General features: G+C 64.5%; 13 protein-coding genes. 5 read left to right on the forward strand and 8 right to left on the reverse strand.

Annotated features, from left to right (window positions below):
- From ACIQUG_RS25510 to ACIQUG_RS25530, 5 genes are all read left to right on the forward strand, one after another.
- Positions 1-1,011 (forward strand): sugar-binding transcriptional regulator, encoded by a 1,011-nt coding sequence (locus ACIQUG_RS25510; RefSeq protein WP_402324916.1) that lies wholly within the window; start codon positions 1-3, stop codon positions 1,009-1,011.
- Positions 1,008-2,003 (forward strand): aldo/keto reductase, encoded by a 996-nt coding sequence (locus tag ACIQUG_RS25515; protein ID WP_402324917.1) that lies wholly within the window; start codon positions 1,008-1,010, stop codon positions 2,001-2,003. The genes ACIQUG_RS25510 and ACIQUG_RS25515 overlap by 4 nt, the downstream gene beginning before the upstream one ends.
- A 12-nt stretch (positions 2,004-2,015) precedes the next feature.
- Positions 2,016-3,764 carry a glycerol-3-phosphate dehydrogenase/oxidase gene (locus tag ACIQUG_RS25520; RefSeq protein WP_402324918.1) on the forward strand — a complete coding sequence of 583 codons (1,749 nt, stop codon included), beginning with the start codon at positions 2,016-2,018 and terminating at the stop codon, positions 3,762-3,764.
- A complete protein-coding gene (locus tag ACIQUG_RS25525) occupies positions 3,761-4,579 on the forward strand; it encodes a class I fructose-bisphosphate aldolase (RefSeq protein WP_402325201.1) in 819 nt (272 codons plus the stop codon). Before ACIQUG_RS25520 ends, ACIQUG_RS25525 begins: the two co-directional genes overlap by 4 nt.
- Positions 4,580-4,697: 118 nt before the next feature.
- Positions 4,698-6,227 carry an FGGY-family carbohydrate kinase gene (locus ACIQUG_RS25530; protein WP_402324919.1) on the forward strand — a complete coding sequence of 510 codons (1,530 nt, stop codon included), beginning with the start codon at positions 4,698-4,700 and terminating at the stop codon, positions 6,225-6,227.
- A 75-nt stretch (positions 6,228-6,302) separates the two neighbouring features.
- On the opposite strand, the gene ACIQUG_RS25535 is transcribed toward ACIQUG_RS25530, so the two are convergent.
- The 8 genes from ACIQUG_RS25535 to ACIQUG_RS25570 all read right to left on the reverse strand — a co-directional run bounded on the left by ACIQUG_RS25535 (position 6,303) and on the right by ACIQUG_RS25570 (position 16,452).
- Entirely contained in the window at positions 6,303-6,929 is a 627-nt protein-coding gene (locus tag ACIQUG_RS25535) for an outer membrane protein (RefSeq protein ID WP_402324920.1), read from the reverse strand.
- Positions 6,930-7,132: 203 nt separating this feature from the next.
- Positions 7,133-8,470, reverse strand: coding sequence for a sensor histidine kinase (locus tag ACIQUG_RS25540; RefSeq protein ID WP_402324921.1), 1,338 nt, complete (start codon positions 8,468-8,470; stop codon positions 7,133-7,135).
- The gene (locus ACIQUG_RS25545) at positions 8,467-9,141 is read right to left on the reverse strand and encodes a response regulator transcription factor (protein WP_402324922.1); all 675 of its coding nucleotides are present in this window, start codon (positions 9,139-9,141) and stop codon (positions 8,467-8,469) included. The genes ACIQUG_RS25540 and ACIQUG_RS25545 overlap by 4 nt, the downstream gene beginning before the upstream one ends.
- 321 nt (positions 9,142-9,462) lie before the next feature.
- Complete coding sequence (locus ACIQUG_RS25550) at positions 9,463-11,202, reverse strand: M14 family metallopeptidase (protein WP_402324923.1); 1,740 nt, start codon at positions 11,200-11,202, stop codon at positions 9,463-9,465.
- Entirely contained in the window at positions 11,199-12,053 is an 855-nt protein-coding gene (locus ACIQUG_RS25555) for an ABC transporter permease (protein WP_402324924.1), read from the reverse strand. The genes ACIQUG_RS25550 and ACIQUG_RS25555 overlap by 4 nt, the downstream gene beginning before the upstream one ends.
- A 4-nt stretch (positions 12,054-12,057) precedes the next feature.
- Positions 12,058-12,981: an ABC transporter permease gene (locus tag ACIQUG_RS25560; protein WP_192450263.1), complete on the reverse strand. Its 924-nt coding sequence runs from the start codon at positions 12,979-12,981 to the stop codon at positions 12,058-12,060.
- A gap of 60 nt (positions 12,982-13,041) precedes the next feature.
- Entirely contained in the window at positions 13,042-14,529 is a 1,488-nt protein-coding gene (locus tag ACIQUG_RS25565) for an ABC transporter substrate-binding protein (RefSeq protein ID WP_402325203.1), read from the reverse strand.
- A gap of 90 nt (positions 14,530-14,619) precedes the next feature.
- Positions 14,620-16,452, reverse strand: a complete 1,833-nt coding sequence (locus tag ACIQUG_RS25570) for a dipeptide ABC transporter ATP-binding protein (RefSeq protein WP_402324925.1) — start codon at positions 16,450-16,452, stop codon at positions 14,620-14,622.
- Positions 16,453-16,456: the final 4 nt, after the last annotated feature.

Genomic DNA, 16,456 nt, shown 5'->3' on the forward strand with positions numbered 1-16,456 from the left:
ATGCCGATTGCCAAACCCATTTTGTCCCAGGCCCCAACCGCGCGAGAAGAACTCGTCGTTGCGCGGCAGATGCACCAGGCGCTCGTCCTTCATTTTCTCGAAGGACTGACCCAGTCGCAGATCGCTGACCGCCTCGGCATCTCGCAGCCGACCGTCAACCGGCTGATCAAACGCGGCCGCCAGCTCGGCCTGGTCGAAATCAAGATCAAGTCGCCGATCGAGCCCTTGGTCGACATGGAAGAGCAGTTGCTTGCGATCGGCGGCATTCGCCGGGCAATCGTCGTGCCGACGGTTTCCGACAACCAGCAGACAGCACTCCAGGCTGTCGGCGAGGCGGCGGCACGGCTGTTGCTTGAAGAGATCGGCGATGGCGACACCATCTGCATCACCGGCGGCAAGGGCGTCAGCGCCGTCGTCACCGGGCTGCAGGCGCCGCGCCGCTTCGATGTCGAGGTTATCCCCGGGACGGGCTGCGTTCAGGGTAAGCACTATACGGACGTGAACCACGTCTCGACGATGATGGCCGATCGGCTCGGCGGGCGGTCCTTCCAGATCCACGCGCCGCTCTTTGCCGACAGTGCCGCCGAGCGGGCGATGCTCATCAACATGCGCTCGGTGGCCGATGTCTTCGGACGGGCGCGCGAGGCGAAGGTGGCGGTCGTCGGCATCGGTTCGATCCTTTCGGACGATTCGAGTTACTACGACCTGCATCCGTCCTCGAGCACGGACCGGGCGGCGATCGAGCGCTCTGGCGCAAGCTGCGAACTGCTCGCCCATCTGCTCGATGATAAGGGCCAGGTCTGTGACTACAGCCTCAACCGTTCGCTGGTGTCGTTGACGCTCGAGGAATTCGCCTCGATCCCGACGAAGATCGGGGTCGCGAGCGGACCGAACAAGGCCGGGCCGATCCTCAGCGTCATGCGGGGGCACCACCTCGACACGCTGGTGACGGACGAGGCGACCGGCGAGCGCGTGCTCGCCATGGCACAAGAAAAGGGACTTCTGGCATGAGCGGGGATCAATTGATGCGGGAGATCGGCCGGTCGGGCGTGACGGCTTCGGCCGTCGGGCTCGGCACCTGGGCGATCGGCGGCTGGATGTGGGGCGGCACGGACGAGCGGGAATCGATCGCGGCGATCCAGGCCTCGCTCGACGCCGGTGTGACGCTCATCGATACGGCACCGGCCTATGGCCTCGGCCGCTCCGAAGAAATCGTCGGCAAGGCTTTGGTCGGCCGTCGCGACAAGGCAATCATCGCCACGAAATGCGGCCTCGTCTGGCATACGGACAAGGGGCGGCACTTCTTCGATCAGGACGGCAAGCCGGTGCATCGCTACCTCGGCCGCGATGCCATCCACCATGAAGTCGAGCAGAGCCTGAAGCGGCTCGGCACCGATTACATCGACCTCTACATCACCCACTGGCAGGACCCGACGACGCCGATCGAGGAAACGATGGCTGCACTCGAGGAGCTGCGCCAGGCCGGAAAGATCAAGGCGATCGGCGCCAGCAATGTCGGGCGCGGCGAGTTGGAGCAATACATCGCGATCGGCGGGCTCGATGCCATCCAGGAGCGCTTCAGCATGATCGATCGCGAGATCGAGGCGGAGCTTTTGCCGCTGACGCGGCGCAACGGTGTTGCGACGCTGAGCTACTCCTCGCTGGCGCTCGGGCTACTCTCCGGCGGCATCGGACCGGAGCGGGTGTTTTCCGGCGACGACCAGCGGCGCGACAATCCACGCTTCTCGGTCCGCAACCGCGAAAAGGTCGCGGCCTTTGCCAAGGCGATCCGTCCGGTCGCGGAGAAACATGGCGCGACGATCGCGCAGATCGTCATCGCCTGGACGCTCTGCCAAGAGGGCGTGACCTTCGCTCTGTGTGGCGCGCGCAATCCGGCGCAGGCACTCGACAATGCAAGGGCCGGGACGATCCGGCTCGACCAAGACGATCTCACGGGGATCGACGCGGCGATCGCGGCGACGCTCGTCAACATGGACAGCTAACGGACTGCCATCATGAACCGGGAAGAGATTTTCAACGGGCTCGCCAAGAGCCCGAAGGTGGACGTGTGCGTCCTCGGCGGCGGCATCAACGGCCTCAGCGTCTTTCGTGAACTGGCGCTGCAAGGGGTGAACGTGTTGCTGGTCGAGAAGCACGACTACTGTTCCGGCGCCAGTGCGGCACTGTCGCGCATGGTGCATGGCGGGCTTCGCTATCTCGAAAATGGCGAGTTTAGCCTGGTCCGGGAATCGCTGGTCGAGCGCGACCGGCTGCTGAAGAACGCGCCGCATTACGTGGCGCCGCTGCCGACGACCGTGCCGGTCTTCGACATCTTCTCGGGCCTTGCCAATGGCGCGGTGCGCTTCCTGGGATTGACACGCCGGCCAAGCCGCCGCGGTGCCATCGCCGTCAAGATGGGCCTCGGCATCTACGATTTCCTGACGCGCAAGCGGGCGCTGATGCCCAAGCACGCCTTTCGCGGGCGGCGCGCCACGCTTGCCCGCTGGCCGGCGCTCAACCCTGACATCAAGAGTTCCGCCACTTACTACGACGCCTGGGTTAGCCAGCCGGAGCGCCTCGGCATCGAACTCTTGAAGGACGGCCTTGCCGCCGGTTCTCACGCCCAGGCGCTGAACTACACGGAACTGACGCTGGCCGCACCCGGACGCTACGAACTGAAGGACGGCGTCACCGGCGCGGTGGCTGCGATCGAGCCCGGCCTCATCATCAACGCCACCGGCGGATGGATCGATATCGCCAACGGCGCGCTGTTTCCCTCGACCTCGAAGCCGGCGCCGCTGATGGGCGGCACCAAGGGTTCGCATCTGATCATCGACAATGCCAAGCTCATGGCTGCGCTCGATGGCCACATGATCTACTACGAGAACGAGGATGGGCGGATCTGCATCCTGTTTCCGTATCTCGGCAAAGTGCTGGTGGGCTCGACGGACATTCGCGTCGATGATCCGGAAACCGTGCGCTGTGAAGTCGACGAGCGTGACTACATCCTGCAGTCGCTCGCCTTCGTCCTGCCCGATATCCGCATCCGGCCGGAAGAGGTGGTCTTCCAGTTTTCGGGCGTCCGGCCGCTGCCGGCAAGCCAGGACAGCTTTACCGGACGCATCCCGCGCGACCATTTCTGCACCTTCGTGGAGGGCGCCGACGGCGGCCCGCCGGTGCTCTGCATGATCGGCGGCAAATGGACGACATTCCGCTCCTTCGGCGAAATGGCCGCCGACCTCACCCTGGAACGGCTTGGACAGCAGCGCCGCGTCAGCACGGGCGAGCGCGCCATCGGTGGCGGGCAGCACTATCCCGCCGACCGCGACCGGTGGATCGACGAGGTCGCAGCAGCCACCGGGCTTTCGCGGGAGCGCTTGCGCGTGCTTTTTGCCCGCTATGGAACGGCCGCGCGCGACGTCGCCGATTTCATCGCCGGCGGTGCCGACCATGCCTTGCCGCACCCGGATTACTCCGCGCGCGAGCTGCAATATCTGATCCGCAGCGAAGCCGCCGAACACCTCGACGACCTTTTGCTGCGCCGCACGACACTTGCAATCACCGGCGCGCTCTCGCTCGACATAGTGGACGCGGTGCTCGTTCTGCTTGCGATCGAAAAGCAATGGTCGCCGCCACGTGTCGCTGTCGAGCGTAAGCGATTTCTTACCCTTCTCGCCGAGCGCCATGGCGTCGACGAGGAAACCCTATCCGTACGGAACGAACAAAGGAGTGCATTATGCGAAACAACAGCAAGGTCCGGATGAACCGTCTGTTCGGTGGTGGACGTTGCCTCGACGTGGCGATCGACCACGGCGTCTGCAACGAACCGTCCTTCCTGAACGGGCTGGAGGACATGTCCGCCGTCGTCAAGGCTCTGGTTGCGGCCGCGCCGGACGCGATCCAGATGAACTATGGCCAGTCGGATCTGTTGCAGGAGGTACCGGGCAAGGACAAGCCGGCGCTGGTCATGCGGCTCGACATGGGCAACCCCTACAACCGCATCCGCCACCGGCACATGTGGGCCGTGTTGCAGAACGAGGCCGAGCCGCTGATCGGCGCGCTGGCGATGGATGCGGCCTGCGTCGTCGTCAACCTGTTCATGCTGCCGGACGAGCCCGATCTCTTCCGCCAATGCGTCGCCAACATCTCGCGCGTGCGGGCCGACTGCGACAAGTATGGCATGCCGTTGATGATCGAGCCGCTGGTGATGCAGCCGGTCACCGAGCATGGCGGCTACATGGTCGATGGCGACGCCGAGAAGATCGTGACGTTGACCCGGCTTGCGCGTGAAATGGGTGCCGACATCGTCAAGGCGGATCCGACCACCAATGCCGAGGATTTCCACAGGGTCGTCGAGGCGGCACGCTGCCCGGTTCTGGTGCGCGGCGGCGGCAAGGAGGATCTGCGCAACGTCTTCGACAAGTCGGCGGCCTTGATGCGCCAGGGCGCAATGGGCATGGTCTATGGGCGCAACATCTACCAGCACGCCAATCCGAGCGCCGTCGTGCGCGGCCTGATGGCGATTATCCACGAGGATGTCAGCGGCGAAGAAGCCTACGCGCTCTACCAGCGCGGTTGAAATCGCTCAGCCGGAACCGCTTCATAAGCGAAGCTCCGGCGCAAGAGGAACGCTGCCGCTGTGAGGACACCGGCGGCGTTCCGGCAAAGGAATTAAGGACCTTGGGAGGGGTTCGGCAATGGGTAAATATCTGCTCGGGATCGACGCCGGGAACACCGTGATCAAGACGGTACTTTTCGATCGCGACGGCAACGAGATCGCGATGGCTGCGGAAGAAGGGCACAGCCACGTGCCGATGCCCGGCCACGTCGAGCGTGGGCTCGGCGAACTGTGGAGCCATGCCAAGGTGGTGATCCGCGCCTGCATCGAGCGCGCCGGCATCGATGCCAGCGAGATCGCCGCGATCGGTTGCGCCGGGCACGGCAACGGACTTTATGCGCTCGATCGAGACGGGGAACCGCTTGTCGGCATCCAGTCGCTCGACACGCGCGCCGCTGGCCTCGTCGAAGAGTGGCAGGCTGTAGGTGTCGGTGAGCGAACCTATCCGATCGCCGGACAGAAGCCCTGGCCGTCCCAAACGCCGACCTTGCTCGCCTGGCTGAAGCGCCATCGGCCGGAGCAGTTTGCAAAGATCGGCACGGTGTTTCTCTGCAAGGACTTCGTCGTCAATCGCCTGACCGGCGCGCGCGTCAGCGACGTCTCGGACATGAGCGGCGCGGGTCTGCTCGATGTCGCCGGTCGGCGTTACGACGCGGCATTGATGAAGGCCTATGGCCTCGGCGACGACATGGCGCTGCTGCCCGATCTCGCCGAAAGCGCCGATATCGTCGGACGCGTCACCGAAGAGGCGGCGGCGCAGACGGGTCTGGCTGCCGGCACACCCGTCGTCGGTGGGCTCTTCGACGTCGTCGCCTCGGCGATCGGTTCTGGCGTCACCCGCACCGGCGCTGCCTCGATCATCGCAGGCACCTGGAGCATCAACCAGGTGATCATCGATCAGCCGGATCTCTCACGCCCGCTCTTCATGTCTTCGACCTTCGACCGCGAGCGCTACATGGCGATCGAGGCGAGTGCGACATCCGCCGCCAATCTCGAATGGCTGGTGCGCGAACTCTTCCCGCATGACGGCAAGGACGGCCGGTCGCCCTTCGATCTCTGCTGCCAGCTGGCCGCCGAGGTCACGCCGGCCGCGGATGATCCGCTTTATCATCCGTTCCTCTATGGCGCGCAGCAGGACGGCAACGCGCGCGCGGGCTTCTACGGCGTTGCCGGCTGGCACGGAAAGGGGCATCTGGTCCGCGCCGTGCTTGAAGGCGTCGCCTTCGGCCATCGCCAGCATATCGCGGCGTTGCGCGCGGCCGGCGCGCGCTTCGAGGAAGCGGTCCTTTCGGGTGGCGGATCGCGCAGCCTGATCTGGCCACAGATCTTCGCCGACGTTCTCGACGTGCCGGTCACCGTCGCCCGTTCGCGGGAGACCGGTGCCCTCGGTGCGGCGATCACGGCAGGCGCCGGCATCGGCCTTTTCGCCGATATCTCCGCCGGTGCAGCGGCGATGGTCAAGACCGAGCGCCACTACCGGCCGAACCCTGCACTTGCCGCGCATTACGACAGGCGCTTTGCGCTTTACGGCGAGATCGCCACCGCCATGGCGCCGATCTGGCGTCGGCTGGCGACGCCCGAGCGATCGGCGCGGGAAGCGGCGGAGTGATCAGGGCAGGGGCATCGATCTGTGGGGGCGCTGCGGGGAGGAACGTTGCAGCGCCGCCGCGAACCGTCGGACCCGTCAGAAACGCATGTTGATGCCGGCCTTGATGACGTGGCTGTTGATGTCCTTCTCGCTGGAGCCGGAACTCGTGTGGGTGCGGACATCGGGCGTCGTGATGTAGTTGTATTCGAGCTTGGCGGAGAGGCCGCCGGCAAAGGCCTGCTCCACGCCGGCGCCGAGCAGATAGCCGCCCTTGAAGCCGACGTCGTTACGCACGTCGCCGCCCTTCTTGTAGCTGGTCATGGCATAGCCGGCCGTGCCGTAGACGAGCGTCTGGTCGAAGGTGAGACCCGCCTTCGCCTTGATCGCGCCGCGCCATTTCTCCTTGAGCTTGCCGCCATTGACCTTGTGCTCGGTGTCGCCGAGGTAGGAGCCTTCGATTTCCGCGCCGACGATGCCGGGGCCGGCCTGCATGTTGTAGCCGGCCTGGACGCCGAGTGCGACGCCGTTGCGGTCGGCGAACGGATTGGGGCTGCCGGTAAAGCCAAGCCCGCCATGGGCACCGACATAGGCGCCGCTCCAGCTGAAGGCTGGCGGGTCCTGATAGGTGGGGGCGGAGAAATCAGCCGCCTGGGATGACTGTGCGCCGCAGAGGGCGAGGAGGGTAAGACCCGACCAGATGGAAAGCTTGCTGGACTGCCGCATTTTGTTGCTCCGTGCATAGGAAACGCGCCTTGGTGGCGCTTGCGTCCTCCCATGCGCGCTTCACCTTCGGGGCGAGATGGCCATGTTTGGACGGTACAGCGCCTTAGTCGGCCTCACGGATTGCATCAACATTGCGCAACTTGCCTAAGTTGCTGATTTTGTTGTTAGTTGTCTGTTAACTATAAGCCCCACGGAGACATGGCCTAGCCGATCGGCAAGGTGATCCGGAAGCAGGCGCCGCCGGCGGGATCGTCGACAACGGAGATATGGCCCTTGTGGCGGCCGATGATTTCGCTGACGAGATGCAGGCCGAGGCCGGCGCCGTGGTCCCGCGGCTGCAGGCGATGGAAGGGCTCGAAGATCCGCGCGCGTTCCCGTTCCGGAATGCCCGGGCCTTCGTCGGTAACCTCGATCACGCCGCCGCGTTCGACCCGGATGGTGATCAGGCCGCCGGCATGTTCTATGGCGTTGCGCACGAGATTGGTGACCGCCCGTTCGATGGCGCCGGTATCGCCGCGCACGATGACGCGCTCGATGCCCGGTGCAAAGGAAAGCTCGCAACCGGCCGAAAGCGCCAGCGGAGCAAGGTCGGCCGTCACGTCGCGGCAGAGCGATACCAGGTCGAGCGTTGAGAAGTCCGTGCCGTCGCGATCGATGCGTTCGAGGTCGAGCAACTGTTCGGCAAGGCCGGCAATGCGATTGGAATCGATCAGCAGGCGGTTGCGGAGCGGGCCGGCCTCCATGCTTTCCAGGCGCGTGTGCAGGATCGCGACCGGGGTTCGAAGCTCGTGCGCGGCATCGAGGATGAAGCGCTGGCGGCGCTCGTATCCTTCATCGAGCCGCTGCAGCGCGTCGTTGAAGGCTTCGACGAGCGGCCGCACTTCACCGGGAATGCGATGATCGGGCAGCCGCGCGCCGCGGCGGTCGACATCGATCGTCTTGGCCTGGTCGACCACCTCGGCGAGGCCGGCAAAGGCGCGCCTCACGATGATCGGGATTGCGAAGGCCGGGATCAGCACCACGATCAGGACGATCGGCAGCAGCAGCAGATTGGCCAGTATGAACACCGCGAAGGACGCGCTCCAGAGCCGCCCGCCGCCGGCAAGCACCGTGTAGGTGCCGCTGTCCGTGGTTACCGAGCGCACGATCGACGAGAGCGTATAGGGCTCGACGCTGTCGCGCATATCGCCAAAGGCGATGCGGTCGAGGTGCTCGCCGATGCTGCGATAGGCGTCCGGCACCGGACCGCTGCGGATCATCTCGCCGCGTTCGTTCCGCGCGACGAACCAGAAATCGGCGGACTCGGCCCGCATGGCAAGCAGTTGCGGCGTCTCCACAAGCGTCAATCCACCGGCGGGATCTGGCCGGACCGCTCCGGCCGCGATCGATGCGGCATCGGCATCGAGGAACTTGCCGCCGAGATCGGCCCGCGTCAGCAAGGCCATGAAACCGGCGATGACCGCCATCAGCAGCAGCACCTGAAAGGTCAGGATCTGCCAGATCAGGCGTTTCTTCAGCGAGTTGGTGGAAACGTTTGTCATGGAATGGGTCTCAGAAGGTAGCCGACGCCGCGGATGCTGTGAATTTCGACGCCGGCACCGGTTTCAGAGAGCTTCCGGCGCAACCGCGAAACATGCGCGTCGAGAGAGTTGGACTGGATTTCGTCGTCATAGCCATAGACGGATTCCTCCAGTGTCGAGCGCTGCACCGTGCGCCCCTGCCGGCGCGCCAATGCCTCCAGCACCAGGAGCTCCCGCCGCGGCAGGTCCAGCACTCGGCCGTCGACGCGGGCCTGTCTGCCTTCGAAGTCGAAGATCAGTTGGCCGATGCGGGCGGTGATCGGCGCAATGTCCGGCGAACGCCGCATCAGTGCGCGGATGCGCGCCAGCAGTTCCTCCACGGCAAACGGTTTGGCGAGATAGTCGTCGGCGCCCATGTCGAGCCCCCGGACCCGTTCGTCGATCGCGCTGCGCGCCGTCAGCACGATCACCGGGATACCCGATCGCAGCGCGCGCACCCGCGGGATCAGCGACAGGCCGTCGCCGTCGGGCAGTTGCCGGTCGAGGATGATGCCGTCGTGAACCTGGTTGGCCAGCGCCGCCATTGCATGGTCGATCGACGGTGCGTGGTCGAGGATCATGTCATAGCGGCTGAGTGCGGCGCTGAGCGCGGCCGCCATTTCCAGCTCATCCTCGACAAGGAGCAGGCGCATTGAATATCTCCGAATCCGAAAGGCGTGTCTCGTTCACGTCTGGTGGACGAGGATTGCAACAACGTTGCGGCCTTTCCTGCCTTCTTAGCGGCGAGGGCGGGTGCCCGACAATGCGGCACGGCCAAGGCTTACCGTATTCGGATGGGACGGAGAGAATGCCCGCGCATTCGCGGGGCGGGCGATCGGAGAAGTGCCCGTAACGTAGCCTTGCGCGGCAGCGCCGTGTGGGCTGCCGCGCGAGGTGCAGATCGTCAAACAATGTGCCGCTGCGCAAGGGCACGCAGCGGCACGGACCGGCCATAAGCCGGTCGATGGTGGCGGTCAGGCGACCGCCATGATCCGCTGGAATGCGTCATAGGCCGCGAGCACCGTTTCCTTCTGCGCCTCGTGGCCGGCGATGAAGGCATCGCCGTAGATGGTCTCGTCGGGATATTCGGTGATCAGCGTCAGCGGTGCCGTGTGGCGGTCGTCGACCGAGATCATGCACGGGAAGCCGTTGATGATGCGGAAGCCGGTCTCGCCGGCATGGGTCTCGTAAAGTGCAATCTGGGCGTCGTTATAGGCGATGAGGCCCGGAACGGCGGCGAGCCGCTCGGTGACGTCTGCGATCAGCTGTTCGGCGCGCGCTTCCCATTCGGCGTGGTGGCGCATGATCAGGAAGAAGCCCTTGGGCAGGGTCCACATGGCAAAGCCGCGCGGCACATAGCCTGAAAGCGGTCGCGTCCATTCATGCGAGGGATAGCCGTGCAGGTTGACGTGCAGTTGCGCGCCGGTGAGGCGCTCGGCCTCCTTGCGGATCTCGCGCTCGTTGAGTGCGGCACCCGTGCGGTATTCGAGATCGTCGCCAAGAGCTGTGTAGCGGGCGGCGTGGTGCATGTGCAGCGGGTTGTCCACCCGCAGTCGCTGGTGCACGGCGTAGCCGTCGGGGTTTTCGAGCGGCGAAATGGTGAAGTGGCTGCCGGCGCGGGCGCCAAGCGTCTGGGCGGCGCGGAGCACGCCGACGATGCCGGTCGTCTCGTTCGGGTGCTGACCGCCGCTGATCATCACAGCGGCGTCGGTCCCCTTGTGGTAGCGGGCCTTAACCGGCCGGCCGGCACGCGACTTGGCCTCGAAGGGCTCGCCGTCGATCGCGGCGAGTTCGGCGTGAATCTGCGCTACCGCCAGCGGTGCCACGGCGGTATCAAGCGGCAGGGTTTCGCCGTCGACATCGGTCGCCTGCAGCGGCCGGGCCTTGACAACGACCGTTGGCTTGCCGACGCCGAAGACGATCTCCGGCACGATCTGGCCCGGCTTCAGGCCGCGGTCGCCGAGCGGGCGTCCGGATTTCTTCTGGAAGACTTCGAGCAGCGAGAAATAGAAGTCCTCGTGCAGCGCCTCGCGAAGGCTGATGACCTCTTCGCCGACCGGCAGGCGGAAGTCGGTGATCGGCAGGGTCGCGCGGATGTTGAGCTCTTCGAAATAGGGCTCGCTGTCGCCCCAGGCATGATCGGCAATCGCCTGCATCGTGCCGGCAAACAGCCGCTCGTAATCGGTTTCGAGGTGGCACTCGCGATGTTTGTCGCAGCCCTCGTCGAGGCGAATCCAGCCCGTCGGCGACAGCAGCGTTTCGCCGATGAAATCGGTGTGGATGCGGTTCGGGGCAAAGACCGCGTGGCTCTCCTTCCGTCCGTCACGGAAGGTCAGCGCGACATCATAGGTGAAGGCTTTGGCGCTACCGGCCGCAAAGTGGATCTCGGCATCGCCGAGGAGGGCTGCGAGCGGATAGGCTTCGAGCAGGAAGCGGTTCTGAGGCGCACCTTCATGCTGGGGATAGCGGACGATGACGTTCGCGAGGGCTGCGCGATCCACTTCTTCCAGGAAGAAATGCAGCAGCGGCTTGTAGGCGCTCCTGAGCGCCGCCTTGACGCCAAAGCTTGCGAGCTTCTGTTCGGCCGCCTTGCGGCTCGCGGCATCGTCGAACAACCAGGCTTCGAGCTTGGTGCCGCGGGCGGCTTCCTTGCCGTAGGTGGTCAGGAGCGTGTCGAGCGTGCGCTCGAAGGCGCCTTCGAAAATCGTCGTCATCGTGAGGTTCTACCGGTTGGGTCGAGGCTGTCGCGCAGCCAGTCGCCGAGAAGATTGAGGCCGAGAACGGTGAGCAGGATCGCAAGGCCCGGGAAGACGCTGACCCACCAGGCGTTCTGCAGATAGGTACGACCGTCGGCGAGCATGCCGCCCCAGCTCGGGATCAGCGGATCGACGCCGAGGCCGAGGAAGGTGAGGCTGCTTTCAAGCAGGATGTTGTTGGCGACGTTCAAGGTCATCAGCACGATCACCGGGCCGATCAGGTTGGGCAGCAGGTGCTGGAACAGGATTTTGTAGTCGCGCACGCCGATGGCGCGGGCCGACTGGATGAACTCGCGCTCGCGCAACGACAGCACCGAGCCGCGCACGAGGCGGGCATACTGCACCCATTGCGACACGATCAGCAGGATGATGGTGTTGCCGAGCCCGCCGCCGACGATGGCGATGAAGGTGATCGCGAGCAGGATAAAGGGGAGCGCGAGCTGAACGTCGGCAAAGCGCATGACGATCATGTCCCAGAAGCCGCGATAGTAGCCCGAGACGAGCCCCATGACCACGCCGACGACGACAGCGCCGGCAACCGAGGTCAGGCCGACGAGCAGCGAGATCTTGCCGCCGGCGACGACACGGGCGAGCACGTCACGGCCGAGCGGATCGGTTCCGAGCGGATGCGCCCAGTTGACGAAGGGCGGCGTCAGCCGCGCCATCAGGTCGATCTTGTCGACGCCACCGGGAAAGAGCAAGCCGGAGAAAAGAACGGCGAGGCAGATGCCGCCGGTGAGCAACGCACCGAGGATGAATTCGAGATTGCGGAAACGGGCGAAGCGGGAGTTTGCAGCCTTTGATGTCATCGGCTCACTCCGTCCGGATGCGCGGATCGACGAGGCCATAGGCGATGTCGACCAGAAGGTTGACGAACACGATCATCAGCGAAAGCACGGTGATGACCGCCTGAAGCACGGGATAGTCGCGCGAGGCGACCGCATCGAAGGCGAGCGTGCCCATGCCCGGCCAGTTGAAGACGAGTTCGACGACGACGATGCCGCCAAGCAGGCCGCCGAACTGCAGGCCGAAATAGGTGATCAGCGGGATGGCGCAGTTACGAAGCGCATGCTTGTAGAGCACCTTGCTTTCGCTGAGGCCCTTGGCGCGGGCAACCATGATGTATTGCGACTGCAGGGTTTCGAGCATCGCCGTGCGCACGAGGCGCACATTGGTCGCGGTCAGGATGATGCCCATGGTCAGCGCCGGCATGATGAAGCTCGCAAACCCGTCCATGCCGCTCGGCGGCAGCCATTTGAGGACGATCGAGAACAGCAGCACCAGCATGATCGCCAGCCAGAAATTCGGGAAGGACAGACCGATCAGCGAAAGAATGCGGATCGTCTGGTCGGCCCATTTGCCGCGGGCGACGGCGGCGCGGATGCCGAGCGGAATGGAAATCGCGATCGAGACGATCAGCGAGGCAAAGGCAAGCAGCATGGTTGCCGGCAGCGCCGAGGCGATCAGCTGCGAAACCGGTGTGCCGCCCATGAACGAGCGACCGAAGTCGAGCCTGAACATGCCTGTGATGAAGTCGTAGTACTGCGAAAGGAACGGCTGGTTGAGGCCGAGACCTTCGCGAATGCGCACGAGGTCTTCCTCGGTGACGCTGCCGGCACCCTGGGCCAGCATCAGCGCGGGGTCACCGGTGAACCGGATGGCATAGGAGACGGTCAGTGTCACGACGAACACCACGAAAACCGCCTGCAGAAAACGTTTGATCAGAAATCCGGCCAAGTGACCCGCCCTTTAGGAAAATGGTCCGCCGCCCCGAAGCGGCGGCGGACCGCACTGTTTTTACTCGACCGTCACATCCGTCAGCCGCAGGCGGCTGTCCGGCACCGGCACGAAATTCTTGACGCGCTTGCTCACGCCGAAGATGGCGTTGAGGTTGTAGAGCGGCATCTCGAGCGAGCGGTCGGCGGCGTAGTTGGCGATCTGCTTGAGGATCTCCTCGCGCTTCGCCTGATCGGTGATCGAACGTTGCGACTCGAGCAGCTTGTCGAGTTCCGCGTCCTTGTCGTAGGGGTTCCACTTTTCGCCGGAGTGGTACATCGAGTAGGCGGTGTTGTCGTAGTCGAGCGTCCAGCCGCCCCAGGACTGCTGGAACATTGCGCCGGTCTTACCCGCCGGGATGATGTCGTTCAACAGAACGTTGGTTTCATACGGCTTGATCGTGGCATTGATGCCGATCAGTTGCAGGTAGCTGGCGACCGCCTGCACGACCTCGTTGAAGGTCGCGTCGTTGCCGCGAACGTCGATCTGGACCGTTGCGCCCGGTGCAACACCGGCTTCCTTGAGAAGCGCCTTGGCTTGTTCCGGATCGTAAGGCAGCGGCTTCATCGCCGGGTCGAAGCCGAAGGAGAGCTTGCCCTGGAAACTGGCGATCGGATCCGCCTGGCCGGCGAGGATCGACTGGATGATGGTGTCGCGATCGACGCCGAGGATCAGCGCCTTGCGGACCTTCGGATCCTTGGTGATGCCGTCGCGGGTGTTGAAGCGCAGCGCATAGACCGTCGGGCCGGCGCTGGTGACGATCTCCAGGTTGCTGTCGTCCTGGATCGTCGGGATCATGCCGATCGGAATGGTTGGCGGGATGACGAGATCGACGCGGCCGGCCTGCAGTTCGGCAACGGCGGTCGCCGGCTCCGAGATGAAGCGGTAGTTGAGGTTGGAAAGCTTCGGCGCGCCGCCCCAATGGTCGGCGAAGGCTTCGAGCTTGATGCCGACCTTCGGCTCATAGGAGACAAACTTGAAGGGGCCGGTTCCGACCGGATGGGCGTTGAAGTAGTCCTCGCCCTTTTCCTGGATGTACTTCGGCGGAACGATCATCGCGCCGTAGCCGGCGAGCTTGGTGAGAAGCACCGGATCCGGGGTCTTGAGAACGAGGTCGACGGTCTTTTCGTCGACGATCTCGACCTTCTCGATCACGGCATAGTTGGACTTCTGCGGGCCCTTGGAACCTTCTTCGCCGAGCAGACGGTCGAAGGTGAACTTCACCGCTTCGGCGTTGAAGGGCTCGCCGTTGTGGAACTTGACGCCTTCGCGCAGCGTGAAGCGCAGGCGCTTGCCGCCGTCGAGCTCTTCCCAGGCGGTCGCAAGGCCGGGCACGAGCTTCAAATCCGGGCCGCGATAGGTCAGGCCGTCATAGATGTTGGTCGCAACCGACGCCCAGTTGACGAGGAAGGTGTCGACCGGGTCCCAGCTGCCCGGATCCTGCGGCGACGAGACCGTCATCGTGCCGGCGGCAAAAGCCGGGGCTGCGGTCATGAAACTGCCGGCCATCGCAAGGGCGATGAAAGCGGCGTGGATCCCCTTTTTGTTGATCATTTACTCACTCCTGTTTCGACAGCCTTCTTGAGAAGAGAAAGCGGCTTACGCACCCTTGGCCACAAAGTGGCCAGGGGCGATTTCTTTGCGCGGCAGCACCGCGGGTTCGTCGCCGACACGGCGGATCGGGCTCGGGATTTCGCCCTCCAGCATGGCGCGCTCGCGGCCCTTGCCGGGTTCGGCGACCGGAACGGCGGAAAGCAGCCGGCGCGTATAGGGATGGCCAGGCGTTTCGAACACCTGTTGGCGGCTGCCGAACTCCATCACTTGGCCGAGATAGAGCACGGCGACGCGGTGGCTCATGCGCTCGACCACTGCCATGTCATGGCTGATGAAGAGATAGGCGAGGCCTTCCTGCTCCTGCAGCTCCATGAACAGGTTGATGATCTGCGCCTGGATGGAGACGTCGAGGGCCGAAAGCGCCTCGTCGGCGATGATCAGCTTGGGGCGCGAGGCGAGCGCGCGGGCGATGCAGACGCGCTGACGCTGACCGCCGGAGAACTCGTGCGGATAACGCCTAGCATGCGCTGCCGTCAGGCCGACGCGCTCCAGCAGTTCATGCACCCGCTTTTCGATCTCCTTTTCGCCGAGGATCAGTCCGTGGGTGCGGATCGGTTCGGCAATCGAGAAGCCCACGGTCTTGCGCGGGTCGAGCGAAGCGAAGGGATCCTGGAAGATATATTGGATTTCCTGCTTCAGCCTTTGCCGCTCGGCATAGCTCATGGCCGAGACCGGCCGGCCACCGAAGAGGATCTCGCCGGAGGTTGCGCTCTGCAGCTGCTGGATCGTGCGGCCGATCGTCGACTTGCCGGAACCGCTCTCGCCGACGAGCGCCAGCGTCTCGCCCGGAAAGATCTCGAAGGTGACGTTCTCGATGGCGTGCACGCGATGCGTCGCCTTGCCGAACAGGTTCTTGCGTACGTCGAAGCGTGTGACGAGATCGCGCACCGAAAGGATCGGCGCCGCGTCGTAGCGGGCGGTGCGCTGGATATGGGTTTCGCCGACACGTTTCGGCTCGCCGTCCACCATCATGGTCAGCGGCAGGCGCTTCGGGAATTCCTCGCCGGTCATGCTGCCGAGCTTCGGCACGGCGGAAAGCAGCGTCTGGGTGTAGGGGTGCTTGGGAGCCGAAAAAATCTCGTCGACCGGACCTTCCTCGACCTTGCGGCCCTTCCACATGACGACGACGTCGTCGGCCATTTCGGCAACGACGCCCATGTCATGGGTGATGAAGATCACTGCCATGCCGAGTTCCTTCTGCAGGTCTCGGATGATCGTCAGGATCTGCGCCTGGATGGTGACGTCGAGCGCCGTCGTCGGCTCGTCGGCAATCAGAAGCTTCGGCCGGCAGGCGAGCGCCATGGCGATCATGACGCGCTGGCGCATGCCGCCGGAAAGCTGGTGCGGATAGCGGCTGATCAGCTCGGCGCTATCAGGCAGCCGCACCATGTCGAGCAGGCGGCGCGTCTCGACAAGGGCTTCGGCCTTCGTCATCTTCTCGTGCAGCATCAGCACTTCGGCGACCTGGTCGCCGATGGTGAAGACCGGGTTGAGCGAGGTCATCGGCTCCTGGAAGATCATTGCGATCTCCTTGCCGCGAATGGCGCGCATGGTCTTTTGCGGTGCAGCTGTCAGGTCGATCTCGCCGTCCTTGCCGCGAAACAGGATGCGCCCGGTCGGAAACTGGCCGCCCATCATGTCGGCGAGCCGCATGATCGACAGCGAGGTCACCGATTTGCCGGAGCCGGATTCGCCGACGATTGCCAATGTGCGCCCCGGTGTTACCGTGAAGCTCAGGTCTTCGACGACGGGATTGCCGTTGAAGGCGACGGAAAGCTTCTCAACGGCGAGCAATGGCGCAGGCTTTTCGACGGTCACGCGG

Source organism: Ensifer sp. NPDC090286, from assembly GCF_044769565.1.
In the GTDB taxonomy this organism is placed as follows: domain Bacteria; phylum Pseudomonadota; class Alphaproteobacteria; order Rhizobiales; family Rhizobiaceae; genus Ensifer.

What these genes read in the sequence shown, in the direction of transcription:
- ACIQUG_RS25530 (WP_402324919.1), top strand. Translation starts at nt 4,698, where the DNA reads ATGGGTAAATATCTGCTCGGGATCGACGCCGGGAACACCGTGATCAAG.
- ACIQUG_RS25545 (WP_402324922.1), bottom strand. Translation starts at nt 9,141, where the DNA reads ATGCGCCTGCTCCTTGTCGAGGATGAGCTGGAAATGGCGGCCGCGCTC.
- ACIQUG_RS25565 (WP_402325203.1), bottom strand. Translation starts at nt 14,529, where the DNA reads ATGGCCGGCAGTTTCATGACCGCAGCCCCGGCTTTTGCCGCCGGCACG.
- ACIQUG_RS25550 (WP_402324923.1), bottom strand. Translation starts at nt 11,202, where the DNA reads ATGACGACGATTTTCGAAGGCGCCTTCGAGCGCACGCTCGACACGCTC.
- ACIQUG_RS25525 (WP_402325201.1), top strand. Translation starts at nt 3,761, where the DNA reads ATGAACCGTCTGTTCGGTGGTGGACGTTGCCTCGACGTGGCGATCGAC.
- ACIQUG_RS25515 (WP_402324917.1), top strand. Translation starts at nt 1,008, where the DNA reads ATGAGCGGGGATCAATTGATGCGGGAGATCGGCCGGTCGGGCGTGACG.
- ACIQUG_RS25555 (WP_402324924.1), bottom strand. Translation starts at nt 12,053, where the DNA reads ATGACATCAAAGGCTGCAAACTCCCGCTTCGCCCGTTTCCGCAATCTC.
- ACIQUG_RS25520 (WP_402324918.1), top strand. Translation starts at nt 2,016, where the DNA reads ATGAACCGGGAAGAGATTTTCAACGGGCTCGCCAAGAGCCCGAAGGTG.
- ACIQUG_RS25510 (WP_402324916.1), top strand. Translation starts at nt 1, where the DNA reads ATGCCGATTGCCAAACCCATTTTGTCCCAGGCCCCAACCGCGCGAGAA.
- ACIQUG_RS25540 (WP_402324921.1), bottom strand. Translation starts at nt 8,470, where the DNA reads ATGACAAACGTTTCCACCAACTCGCTGAAGAAACGCCTGATCTGGCAG.
- ACIQUG_RS25535 (WP_402324920.1), bottom strand. Translation starts at nt 6,929, where the DNA reads ATGCGGCAGTCCAGCAAGCTTTCCATCTGGTCGGGTCTTACCCTCCTC.